Here is a 12,803-nt window from a genome sequence, read left to right on the forward strand (position 1 = left end):
ATAATCTATTACCAAAGTAATTGCAACCTATATATAAAAAAAGCATAAATAAAGCTTTCTAGCCTTATTTATGCCCATAGTATTATTGATCTTTCAGCAGAATTCCATTTTGCACAACAACTTGACCATTTTTGATGACCGTATGTGTATGGTTCATACCGTAGAAGTATTGTAATTGCTTGTAATTAGCAACATCTAGAATCACAACGTCCGCTTTTTTGTCCGCTTCAAGGGACCCTATTTGTTCGCCCCGATTCAGTGCATAAGCCGCATTAATCGTTGTAGCTGTTAATACTTCCTCCAATGTCATACCCATATGCATACAAGCTAAATTCATAATAAATGGTAGACTCATTGTCGGAGATGATCCAGGATTAAAGTCCGTTGAGATTGCTACGGGCACCCCTTCATCAATCATTAGGCGTCCTCTTGCAAATGGTGCCCGTAAGAAGAATGCTGTTCCCGGTAGCAAGACAGCAATTGTACCTGCTTCAGCCATTTTTTTAATACCTTCATCCGATGCCACTAACAAATGCTCTGCCGAAATTGCCCCTACTTCCGCAGCAAGCTCTGCACCTTTATATGGCTCGATTTCATCAGCATGTATTTTCGGGGTTAAACCAAGTGCTTTCCCCGCTTCTAAAATTCGTTGAGATTGCTCTGGTGTGAATACACCTTTTTCACAAAATACATCATTAAATTCAGCTAGTTCTAGCTCGGCCACTTTAGGTAACATATCCTTGATGACGACATCAACAAATTCATCCTCACGACCTTTATAGTCTCGCGGTACTGCATGCGCTCCCATAAATGTACTCACGACATCAATGTCATGTGTAGCTTGTAATTGTTTTGCTACCTCCAGCTGCTTCTTTTCTGTTTCCCAATCCAAGCCATAGCCTGATTTCGCTTCAACTGTTGTCACACCATGCTTTAAAAATACATCTAAGTGTTGCATCGTTTTTTCATATAAATCTTCAAAGCTAGTTTCCCGTGTACGTTTAGTTGTAGCGTGAATGCCACCACCAGCATTCATAATTTCCATGTAGGTAGAACCATTAAGTCGCATATTAAACTCTTGTTCACGAGTCCCACCATGTACTAAATGTGTATGACAATCAACTAACCCTGGCATAACTATCTTACCTGAAGCATCAATAGTCTCCGCTTTCTTTACTAAATCAGGAAAGTCTACCTCTAGTTGATCCAAAGCTCCAACAGCAACAATATGATCTGCCTCAATAAGAACAGAGCCGTTTTCTAGCACTGCAATTTCACGCATTTGTTCCTTCGTACGCGGACCTTGTATGTTACTTTTTAATGTAATCACTTCATTGGCATTCTTGATTAAAATGGTCACTTCACATCACCCTTTAACATTGGTATATGCACACCTTTGTTTTTCGCTGTATTAATAGCAATGTCATAGCCTGCATCTGCATGACGAACAACGCCCATCCCTGGATCTGAAACTAATACACGTGCAATTTTTTCTGCAGCAAGCTCAGATCCATCTGCTACTAGCACTTGGCCTGCATGTTGGGAATAACCCATTCCAACACCACCACCATGGTGTACACTTACCCAGCTTGCACCACTCGCTGTATTGACAAGAGCATTTAAAATTGGCCAATCGGATACTGCATCCGAACCATCCAACATTCCTTCTGTTTCACGGTTTGGCGATGCCACTGAACCTGAATCTAAATGATCACGGCCAAAGACAATTGGCGCTGATAATTCACCATTGGCAACCATTTCATTTACTTTTAATGCAAAACGGTGGCGATCACCATAGCCTAACCAGCAAATACGTGCAGGTAAGCCTTGCCATTTAACCATTTTTTGCGCCATATCAATCCAGTTAACAAGGCCTTCATCTTCAGCGAACATCTCTTTCGCAAGTGCATCTGTTTTATAAATATCCTCTGGGTCTCCTGAAAGAGCCGCCCAACGGAATGGACCCTTGCCTTCACAGAACAATGGACGAATATATGCTGGTACAAAGCCTGGGAAATCAAAGGCATTTGTTACACCCATCTCTTTAGCGTATGCACGAATGTTATTACCATAATCAAATACTTCAGCGCCCGCTTCTTGGAACTCTAGCATTGTCCGCACATGTTCTGCCATTGTTTCTTTCGATTTTCGTTCATATGTTTTAACATCTGATTTACGCAGTTCTAGTGCTTCTTCAAATGTCATGCCGTTTGGTACATAGCCATTAATAGGGTCATGTGCAGATGTCTGATCTGTTACAAAGTCTGGAATAATCCCTCGATTTAGCAGTTCACGATTGACGTCTGCACAGTTACCAACAAGACCAATTGATGCAGGCTCTTTTTGGTCACGTAATTTATTCACTAAGGCAATTGCTTCGTCCACCGTTTCCACAATGTAATCACAGTAACCTTCTTTAATTTTACGTTCAATGCGTGCACGTTCTACTTCAACAACTAGAATTACAGCTCCTGCCATTTTTCCAGCTAATGGCTGTGCACCACTCATGCCACCCATACCACCTGTAAGGATGAATTTACCACGTAAATCCGCAGTGCCAAATACTTTTTTCCCTGCTTCAACAAACGATAAATAAGTACCTTGTAAAATACCTTGAGCACCAATATAAATCCAGCTTCCTGCAGTCATTTGACCATACATCATTAAATCTCTATCTTCTAATTCATAGAAATGATCCCAATTTGCCCATGCAGGAACAAGGTTTGAATTGGCAATTAATACACGTGGGGAATGCTCGTGTGTACGGAAAACAGCTACTGGCTTCCCAGATTGAATGAGCAATGTTTCATCATTTTCTAATTCTTTTAAAGAAGCAATAATTTGTTCATAGCTCTCCCAGTTACGGGCAGCCTTACCAATACCTCCATAAACAATCAGTTCATCCGGGTTTTCTGCAACCTCTGGGTCCAAATTGTTCATTAGCATACGCATAGCTGCTTCTTGTGTCCAACCCTTACATGTTAGTTCATTTCCACGTGGTGCACGAATTTCTGTTTTGAATACCATACAAAACACTCTCCTTTAAAATAGTAAAAATGCTATAGGTGTTACGATAATTAAAGTTAATACGACACGCTCAAACCAAATCAGTAAAATTTGACGCAACGTCAATGGAATTTCAGATGATAAAATTAGTGGAATAACGGCTGAGAAGAACAATATAGCCGAAATGGATACTACTGCTACAATAAATTTTGTTACGAGTGGTGCTTGTGTCACGACAAGTGCTGGTAAAAATACCTCTGCAAGCGATAAAGATAGTGCCTTGGCTGCTAAAAATGGCTCTGGAATTTGTAGTACGTAAGTGAAAGGTACAAAAATATAAGCTAACCAATCAAAAATAGGCGTGTACGTCGCAAGAACCAATCCAAGTAAACCTATTGATAGAATAGAAGGAATAACACCCATTGCCATAATGAAACCATCCTTCAAATTCATCCATAAAATTTTGGATAAAGGTGGGTTTTGCTCTACAGCCTCCATCGCTTGTCGCCAAGCTTCCTTAAAACGATCCTTCTTAACGATCTTTTCGGGCATAGGTGTCGAACCCTGGTAATATTCATCCTTCATTGAACGAAGTGGATATATACGAGCTGTTATGGCCGTGACCACAAATGTTACTACGAGCGATACCCAGAAGAATGCATTCCAATGCTGCATAATATCAAGCGTACTCGCAATGACTACCATAAACGTTGCCGATACAGTAGAGAAGCCGGTCGCAATAATAGCAGCTTCTTTCGCTGTATAACGCCCTTCCATATAGACACGGTTTGTTAGAAGTAAACCAACCGAATAACTACCCACGAATGAGGCAACAGCATCAACTGCTGACCGTCCAGGTGTTTTAAAGATTGGCTTCATAAACGGTTGCGTTAACACACCAATGTATTCAAGTAGCCCATAGCTTACAAGAAGTGCTAGAAATAATGAACCAATTGGAATCAGTACTCCTACAGGCTTAATAAGCTTCTCCATCAAATACGGTCCAATACTTTCGTTCGCTAGCCATCCCGGTGCTAAATTAAAAATTAATAAAATTCCTGCTACCATTCCACACACTTTAAAAATAGATAACACAATACTAACAATTGAGTTATTCCATTTTTTAGTTAAAAATGGAAGTAATGCTCCCCCTACGAGCATGATCAGAACATATGCAGTCACCAATAGTGGTACCTCTGCACGGATAAAGTTCACAATATGATCGATTAAGATTGTATCTTTGCCTTGCCATTCAAACGAAACAAAGAAACTGAATATTCCGACTAAACTGCATATAATCATTTTCAAAGCGGAGGAAGCTCGGAAAACCGAGTCTTGCCTCAGCTCTTGTTGTTGAAATTCCATCCAAGTCCCCCTCAGATATTATTTAGAAAGAGCTTTTAACTTTAATTTCTAACAAGTTTATTCAATTAATTTACACATACTCATTAACTAGATCATCACTTGCTAATAAATACTTAGCCAATGCTTCAATTTCATCACCGATTGGTTGATCTGCTAATAATGGTGGACAGAATTCACGCACTTTTTCTAAATACTTTCGAGTTGTTGGAGATAATTGCTCTTCCGCTTTATCTAAATGAATTGCCTGTGATGCACAAATCAACTCTATTGCTATAACACGAGCCGCATTGTGAACAATTTGACGTACTTGACGAGCCGAAGTTGTGCCCATACTCACATGATCCTCTTGGTTGCCTGATGTCGGAATAGAATCCACACTAGAGGGATGTGCCAAGACTTTATTTTCTGAGACAATGGAAGCCGCTGTATATTGTGCAATCATCAGTCCACATTCAATTCCAGGATTTGTCGCTAAAAATGGCGGTAAGCCTTCGTTAAGCTGTGGATTTACCATACGTTCTGTACGACGTTCTGAAATATTAGCCCATTCACTTACACCAATTTTCAAAAAGTCCATTGCTAAAGCAATCGGTTGACCATGGAAATGACCTCCCGACAATACTTCACCACTCTCTAATACAATCGGATTATCTGTCGTAGCATTCATTTCCGTTTGAACGCGGTTCTCTGCATAGAAAAATGACTGCCAAGATGCACCGTGTACTTGCGGAATACAGCGTAGCGAATACGCATCTTGCATGCGAATTTCCCCTTGCTTTGTTACACGTTTACTACCATCAAGCCACTTACGAATACGTCCACCAACCAGCTCTAATTCTGGATGTGGTCTTACAGCTAATAGCGCTGGATCAAATGCTGACGTAATGCCCTTCAATGCTTCTAGCGTCAAACTAGCCGCCATATCTGCTGCAAGTCCAATTCGTTCAGCTTCATTGACCGTTAAAACTCCAATACCTGTCATTGCTTGCGTACCGTTAACAAGTGCCAGACCCTCTTTCGCTTGTAGTCGAACTGGTGTTAATCCAGCTTGCTTTAACGCCTCGCTACCACTCATTTTTTCTCCGTTGAACTCTGCCTTACCTTCACCCACTAGTACTAATGCCAAATGGGATAATGGCGCTAAATCACCACTTGCTCCTACCGAACCTTGTGATGGAACAATTGGATGCACGCCTTTATTAATAAGATCTAATAACAGCTGGACGGTTTCTTCACGAATACCAGAAAATCCTCTAGCCAATGCATTAGCACGTAACACCATCATTGCGCGTACAACATCAGTTGGGAATGGTTCACCAACACCCGTTGCATCTGAACGTAGTAAATTCAACTGTAATAATTCAATATCTTCTTCTTCAATTTTTATATTGCTGAGTTTTCCAAACCCTGTATTTACACCATAAATCGTTTGCCCTTCTGCTAAACGTTTTTCGATACGCTCTCTACTTAAACGAATTCGTTCTAAACTATCTGCAGAAAGTGCTACAGTTGCTTGCCCCTTTACGATTTCCTCAATTTGTTGTCTTGTTAATGTATTGCCATCAAGCTCGATGATCGAATTCACATGACATCCTCCTATTCCCTTATGTAACTATGTAAATCAATTACGCCTCGGCATCATAGCCGTTGACGCTTAGCTTTTACGTAGAAAAACAATGCGTCCAGATTTTCTCGAAATTGCTCAAAAAGCTCCTCTTCAAAATCTGCGAAATCCACTGGGGGGATTTATTTCATCGTAATAGTTAAAACATCAGCATTAAAACACTTTTAAGCGTTTTCATTGCAAAAATCGATGTTGCTGATAGTTGTTCAATTACTCTATTTACATTGTACTAACTACCTTTTTCAGAATATAGAGAATTTTAAAAGAGAAAACAAGACTTTTTTCAGATTCTTATGTTATTTTTATTAATATAATCGTAATCTTATATGAAACTAGAATATTTTAAGGAGGATTGATGGTATGAAGCTGTTATTAATTGATCGTGACCCAACCGAATTAGCAGGCATAAAATGGTTTTTACATACATATTTTCCTGGAGATGTTTTTATTGAAATGTGTACAAGTATTTCAGAAGTGACTCAAAGTATTCGACAATTTGAACCAGATGCGATTCTTTTAAATATCGATTTATTTCCTAATAATCGCTTAAACGCTCTTTATCGAGATTTACAAAAACTATCCGGTGCCATTCTAGCAATGACGACAGAACCCCTATTTAAAAATGCATTAAAAGCAATTGATTTACAGGTTGCCCATCTTTTTGTGAAACCAATTGACTTAGAACTATTAAAGCAAAAACTCGCTGCCATTTCTCTTCGCACACCAAAAATTACAGATTATGCACAAGAGGCGACAAATGATTCCTTTTATTATCAATTATTTTTAGATAACAAATCTAGCTCTATTGAACCTACTTTGCATTTTACAATGATTGAACCCGAGCATCACGAGACATTTAATAAGCTCTACACTTGGCTCCAACAAACTCCAATTCATTTCCATATGAAAACATATCCTCTATCCAATAAAATCGTATGTCTTTTTGACACAGACGATATAAAAATGGTGGAGAAGGATGTTCGAACGTTAATGAAGGAATGGCGTTTGATTAGTAATAGTTCTTTAAATATCGGGATATATGATGGAACACCTACAACCATTAAAAATATGTATGCATTAACAAAGCGTGCACTACATCAAAGTTTTTACGAAGGCTTTGGTCATATTTTTTATGCCAGCAAACAATTTGAAACACAGCCCTTTGATCCATTACTAACACCAGAGGAGCAACAATTATTAATAAGTAGTTTGGAAGATGGAAACTTAGAGGCTGTTAAAACTTTTTTATATCGACTTTCTAATGAGGGAATCTATTATGAACAAGATGATTTACGTATTCATCTGACAAGTGTCTTAGCACAAATCCGGCGCTTTATGTTGAAATATAAATTACATGAAAAAGCTGTTATTGAACAAAACTATCGTCAGCTATTTCACATCATTATCGAGCATCCTATTTTTTATACTATTCTCAACAGCATTATTTCTTTTACACAAACTTTAATCGAGTTAGCAAGAGAAGCCCGGATGGAGAAAAGAGCCGATTATGTTGAACTAGCTTTAGAAATAATTGATCAACACTTTAAAGATAGTGCATTATCTCTACCCTTTGTTGCTCATAAGCTCGGAATTAGTCCTAATTATTTAAGTACGATTTTCTCTAAGAAGCAAGGCCTGCCATTTAAGCGCTATTTACAGCAAGTTAGAATTCATCATGCTACAAAAATGCTACTAGAAACAGATTTTGCAATTAGTGAGATTGCTCATTTAAATGGATTCGATGATCCAAATTATTTCATTAAAATCTTTAAACAACAAACTGGTATTACGCCAAACCGATATAGAAAAAAATAAAAGTTTGTTTAAAATAGTTTTCAATTAGCTCACTTTATTTTCAATAAAGATATTTTTAACGCAGTCATTTCTCTTTATTACTTTACAAATTGAGATTAGCTAAGCAAAATTCAAGTGAAAAACTATGTATATTACTTCTGTATAGCGCATATATTTATAGTTTATACTTAAATATATAAATTCTTTAACGATAATTATTATAATGTACTAGCAATTCTATTTTATATTTGTTATAGTTATAGATGAAGAGTTTGACTCACATTTTTTTCAGGAGGTAAACTAATATGACAAACGCAAATGATCGTAGCCGTCGTTTTACAACAGCAGGTGGCGCTCCAGTAGTAAGTAACCATGACTCTATGTCAGCAGGTCCACGTGGCCCTCTTTTACTTCAAGATGTATGGTTAGTTGAAAAATTAGCAAATTTCAACCGTGAAGTAATTCCTGAGCGTCGTATGCACGCAAAAGGTTCAGGTGCATTTGGTACTTTTACTGTAACGCATGATATTACTCAATATACAAAAGCTAAAATCTTCTCAGAGATTGGCAAAAAAACAGAAATGTTCGCACGTTTCTCTACAGTTGCAGGTGAACGTGGTGCGGCAGATGCTGAGCGCGATATCCGTGGCTTTGCTCTTAAATTCTATACAGAAGAAGGTAACTGGGATTTAGTAGGTAACAATACACCTGTATTCTTCTTCCGCGACCCATTACACTTCACAGATTTAAACCACGTGGTAAAACGTGACCCACGTACAAATATGAAAAACGCTAATTCTAACTGGGATTTCTGGACTTCATTACCAGAGGCACTTCACCAAGTGACAATCGTAATGTCTGACCGTGGTATTCCAGCTGGTTACCGCAATATGCATGGTTTTGGTTCTCATACGTATAGCTTTATCAATGCTGATAATGAACGTGTTTGGGTTAAATTCCACTTCCGTACAGAGCAAGGCATTAAAAACTTAACTGGCGCTGAGGCTAATGACATCATTGGTCAAGACCGCGAATCTTCACAACGTGATTTATATGAAGCAATCGAAAAAGGCGATTTCCCTAAATGGAAAATGTACATTCAGGTAATGACTGAGGAGCAAGCTCGCGAGCTACCATACAACCCATTTGATTTAACAAAGGTATGGTATAAAAAAGACTTCCCATTAATTCCAGTGGGTGAGTTTGAGTTAAACAAAAACCCGGACAACTATTTTGCAGAAGTTGAACAAGCTGCATTTGCACCGTCTAATATTGTTCCTGGTATTAGCTTCTCACCAGATAAAATGTTACAAGGTCGTATCTTTGCATATGCAGATGCACAGCGTTATCGTCTCGGTGTTAACCACTATATGCTTCCTGTTAACGCACCGAAATGTCCATTCCGCACTTTCCACCGTGATGGTGCAATGCGTTTTGATGGCAACCTTGGTTCAACATTAGGTTATGAACCAAATAGCTATGGTGAATGGGAGCATAACTTAGACTATAAAGAGCCTGAATTACGTATCGATGGTCATGCAGGTATTCACGACTTCCGTGAAGACGACAACAATTACTTTGAACAACCAGGTAAACTATTCCGACTTATGACGGCAGAAGAGCAACAACGTCTATTTGAAAATACGGCAAATGATATGGCTTCTGTTGAAGAATTCATCAAGCGCCGTCACATCCTTCACTGCTATTTAGCAGATCCAGCATATGGTGAAGGTGTAGCAAAAGCTATGGGTCTTTCATTAGAAGGTATGGATCTTACAAACCCATATGTAAAACAACCAACAAACGTTTAATATTCCACTTATTATTGATATCCAAATCCAATTTTTACTCCATGTGAATTTTTCACTCACATGGAGTTTTTTAATCACAAAAGGCTTGTGTCGATACTACAACACAAGCCTTTTTTACATTATTGATAAATCTGACTACCCGCTTTTTTAAATTCCTCTGCCTTTTCCTTCATACCTCGATGGATCGCTTCTGTCGTATTCAAGTCTTTTTCTTTAGCATAATTTCGAATATCTTGTGAAATTCGCATACTACAGAACTTAGGACCACACATAGAGCAAAAGTGTGCTGTTTTTGCTCCTTCTGCTGGCAGAGTCTCATCATGATACTCCACCGCTCTTTCTGGATCGAGAGATAGATTGAATTGATCACGCCAGCGGAATTCAAAACGTGCTTTTGATAGTGCATCATCTCGGCGTTGTGCACCAGGATGCCCCTTCGCTAGATCTGCCGCATGTGCCGCTATTTTATACGTAATTACTCCCACTCGAACATCCTCGCGATTAGGTAAGCCAAGGTGCTCCTTTGGTGTCACATAGCAGAGCATTGCTGTCCCAAACCAGCCAATCATCGCTGCCCCAATAGCCGATGTAATGTGGTCATAGCCTGGAGCAATATCCGTTGTAAGTGGACCTAACGTATAAAAAGGCGCCTCCTTACAAACTTCTAATTGCTTGTCCATGTTTTCTTTAATCAGATGCATCGGTACATGACCTGGCCCCTCCACCATCACTTGAACATCATGTTTCCACGCAATCTGTGTTAGTTCACCTAGTGTTTCAAGCTCTGCAAATTGGGCTTCATCATTGGCGTCTGCAATTGAACCTGGACGTAGGCCATCACCTAAAGAAAAAGCAACATCATAAGTCTTCATAATTTCACAGATTTCCTCAAAATGAGTATAAAGGAAATTCTCTTGATGATGATATAAACACCACTGTGCCATAATAGAACCACCACGAGATACAATTCCCGTTACACGATTAGCTGTAAGGGGAACATAGCGTAATAGTACACCTGCATGAATCGTGAAATAATCTACACCCTGCTCGGCTTGCTCAATAAGCGTATCACGGTAAACTTCCCACGTTAAATCCTCTGCTACGCCATTTACCTTTTCCAATGCTTGATAAATTGGCACTGTTCCCACTGGTACCGCTGCATTTCGAATAATCCATTCTCTCGTTGTATGAATATGCTTACCTGTTGAAAGATCCATAATATTATCAGCACCCCAGCGTGTTGCCCATGTCATTTTTTCAACCTCTTCTGCTATAGAAGACGATACCGCGGAATTCCCAATATTGGCATTGATTTTCACATGGAAGTTACGACCGATGATCATTGGCTCCGCCTCTGGATGATTAATATTAGAAGGCATAATAGCGCGCCCAGCTGCAATTTCAGATCGGACAAATTCTGGATCCATATTTTCACGTATAGCTACAAACTCCATTTCAGGTGTAATAATTCCCTGTCTTGCATAATGCAGCTGCGTTACATTTCTCCCTTTTTTTGCTCGTAAAGGCTTTCTTGCCAATTCAGGAAAGACATTTTCATGATTACGCGGATCATCTGCACGATGAAAACCATTATCCTCCGGTTTTATAGAGCGGCCCTCATATGCTTCTACATCTCCTCGCTCTTGAATCCATCCACTTCGTAAGGCAGGTAAACCTTTTGTAATATCTACTTGATAAGATGGATCTGTATAGGGACCACTCGTATCATATACTCGAATAGGGGCGTTTTCTTCATTTCCAAAGCTTCCTGTTGTCGGACTTAATGCAATTTCTCGCATTGGTACTAAAATATCCGGACGGGAACCTTCAACATACACCTTTTTGCTTCCTTCAAAGCTAGACATAATCGTAATGTTCTTTTCACTAATTGCTGACATGAGCTACTTCTCTCCCTTAAATGTTTTTTGTTACAAGGACCGGATCTAGCTCACCCTAACAAATAAATAAAGGCCGAATCCAAAATAATTATTTGGATCCGGCCACGAATGTAAAGGTAGAAATTGCATACACATACTATGCAATAGTTTCTTAACTTTCCCACGCTGGTATGAGCCAGATCAGGTCCAAAGGGTCAAGAAACCTCTAAGCGTTTCCCTCTCAGCCTGACTCATCAGACTCCCCTAGTTAATACTATTTAGTTTGATGCTAGTGTAGCAGATATTACTATGAGATGGAAGTTTTCCATTCATTATTTTTTAATATTCTATCGATTAAGCAAATAATACGTCCGCAAGATAAATCACTATTGTTACCGTTATACAGCTGACAATAGTTGAAAATAAAACAGTTTGGGCAGCTGTTGCCGATTCCACATCGTATTCCAATGCTAGACTAGAGCTATTGCGGGATGTCGGGAAAGCACTGGCTATAAATAGTGATTGAGCGACAACTCCATCTAACCCCAATAAAAAAATAATGGCTAAAGCTACGGCTGGTCCGACAATTAAACGTGTGAAGCAGCTGACGAAAACCGTTTTATTAAACATAGATTTGATTTCAAGCTGCGATAATTGCGCACCTAACGTGATTAGTGCCACAGCAATAAAGCCATCTGCTACATGGTCTATTGGTATTTTAATAAACTGTGGAATACCGATATTAAAATAGTTCATGGCTACACCAATAATCAACGCATGAATGATGGGCATTTTAAAAAAATCTTTAATAATCGTCATTCCTGATTTGGTAGAGGAAATTAAATTATACAAACCATATGTATAAGTTGTCATATTTTGAAAGATTACAAGGATGACCTGAATCGCTACACCAATAGGTTGTGTTACAAAAATCATTTGAGCTACCGGAATGCCATAGTTCCCAGAGTTAATGAGCACAACACTATTTTTAAAAACTGCTGCCTCTGTTTTAACTAAACCAAGCCACTTCGCAAAAAGGTGACTGAGTAGCATTTGGCTCCCAATAAAAAGCACAATAAACAATCCGACCTCTGCCAGTACAGACAGCTCTACACTCGTCTCATATAAATTTACAAAAACAGCTGCTGGCATAAAGCAATATGTAATAAGCTGAGACAACGCTTTTAAATTAAAGCGAAATCTCTTTTGTAAGATAGCACCTACTATAAGTAACACTAAAATAGGTGCAACAATTTGAAAGAAAATCATTCCGAGATACATCATTTCGATGACCCCCTTCCCTTCTTTTATAGTAGTGCCGAATTT

General features: G+C 38.9%; 8 protein-coding genes and 1 riboswitch. Of the genes, 2 read left to right on the forward strand and 6 right to left on the reverse strand.

Going from position 1 to position 12,803, the window contains the following annotated elements:
* Positions 1-82 precede the first annotated feature (82 nt).
* From hutI to hutH, 4 genes are all read right to left on the reverse strand, one after another.
* Complete coding sequence (hutI, locus tag SJW71_RS23160; RefSeq protein WP_431811611.1) at positions 83-1,360, reverse strand: imidazolonepropionase; 1,278 nt, start codon at positions 1,358-1,360, stop codon at positions 83-85.
* Entirely contained in the window at positions 1,357-3,027 is a 1,671-nt protein-coding gene (gene hutU, locus SJW71_RS23165; RefSeq protein ID WP_312507215.1) for a urocanate hydratase, read from the reverse strand. Before hutU ends, hutI begins: the two co-directional genes overlap by 4 nt.
* Before the next feature lie 15 nt (positions 3,028-3,042).
* Positions 3,043-4,371, reverse strand: coding sequence for a YjiH family protein (locus SJW71_RS23170; RefSeq protein ID WP_274795266.1), 1,329 nt, complete (start codon positions 4,369-4,371; stop codon positions 3,043-3,045).
* Between the two features lie 70 nt (positions 4,372-4,441).
* Entirely contained in the window at positions 4,442-5,956 is a 1,515-nt protein-coding gene (gene hutH, locus SJW71_RS23175) for a histidine ammonia-lyase (RefSeq protein ID WP_274795265.1), read from the reverse strand.
* Positions 5,957-6,355: 399 nt separating this feature from the next.
* Here hutH and SJW71_RS23180 point away from each other — a divergent pair, with 399 nt between their 5' ends.
* Both SJW71_RS23180 and SJW71_RS23185 read left to right on the forward strand, forming a co-directional pair.
* Positions 6,356-7,810 carry a helix-turn-helix domain-containing protein gene (locus SJW71_RS23180; RefSeq protein WP_274795264.1) on the forward strand — a complete coding sequence of 485 codons (1,455 nt, stop codon included), beginning with the start codon at positions 6,356-6,358 and terminating at the stop codon, positions 7,808-7,810.
* A 284-nt stretch (positions 7,811-8,094) separates the two neighbouring features.
* Positions 8,095-9,600 carry a catalase gene (locus SJW71_RS23185; RefSeq protein WP_274795263.1) on the forward strand — a complete coding sequence of 502 codons (1,506 nt, stop codon included), beginning with the start codon at positions 8,095-8,097 and terminating at the stop codon, positions 9,598-9,600.
* A 119-nt stretch (positions 9,601-9,719) separates the two neighbouring features.
* Here SJW71_RS23185 and thiC read toward each other — a convergent pair whose 3' ends face one another.
* A complete protein-coding gene (thiC, locus tag SJW71_RS23190) occupies positions 9,720-11,498 on the reverse strand; it encodes a phosphomethylpyrimidine synthase ThiC (protein WP_431811612.1) in 1,779 nt (592 codons plus the stop codon).
* Positions 11,499-11,638: 140 nt separating this feature from the next.
* Positions 11,639-11,753, reverse strand: a riboswitch (TPP riboswitch).
* A 78-nt stretch (positions 11,754-11,831) separates the two neighbouring features.
* Positions 11,832-12,761 carry an AEC family transporter gene (locus SJW71_RS23195; RefSeq protein WP_274795261.1) on the reverse strand — a complete coding sequence of 310 codons (930 nt, stop codon included), beginning with the start codon at positions 12,759-12,761 and terminating at the stop codon, positions 11,832-11,834.
* Positions 12,762-12,803: the final 42 nt, after the last annotated feature.

The sequence above is a fragment of the Lysinibacillus sp. FW12 genome (assembly GCF_050817245.1).
Classification (GTDB): Bacteria; Bacillota; Bacilli; order Bacillales_A; family Planococcaceae; genus Lysinibacillus; species Lysinibacillus irui.

What these genes read in the sequence shown, in the direction of transcription:
- SJW71_RS23185 (WP_274795263.1), top strand. Translation starts at nt 8,095, where the DNA reads ATGACAAACGCAAATGATCGTAGCCGTCGTTTTACAACAGCAGGTGGC.
- thiC (WP_431811612.1), bottom strand. Translation starts at nt 11,498, where the DNA reads ATGTCAGCAATTAGTGAAAAGAACATTACGATTATGTCTAGCTTTGAA.
- hutU (WP_312507215.1), bottom strand. Translation starts at nt 3,027, where the DNA reads ATGGTATTCAAAACAGAAATTCGTGCACCACGTGGAAATGAACTAACA.
- SJW71_RS23180 (WP_274795264.1), top strand. Translation starts at nt 6,356, where the DNA reads ATGAAGCTGTTATTAATTGATCGTGACCCAACCGAATTAGCAGGCATA.
- SJW71_RS23195 (WP_274795261.1), bottom strand. Translation starts at nt 12,761, where the DNA reads ATGATGTATCTCGGAATGATTTTCTTTCAAATTGTTGCACCTATTTTA.
- SJW71_RS23170 (WP_274795266.1), bottom strand. Translation starts at nt 4,371, where the DNA reads ATGGAATTTCAACAACAAGAGCTGAGGCAAGACTCGGTTTTCCGAGCT.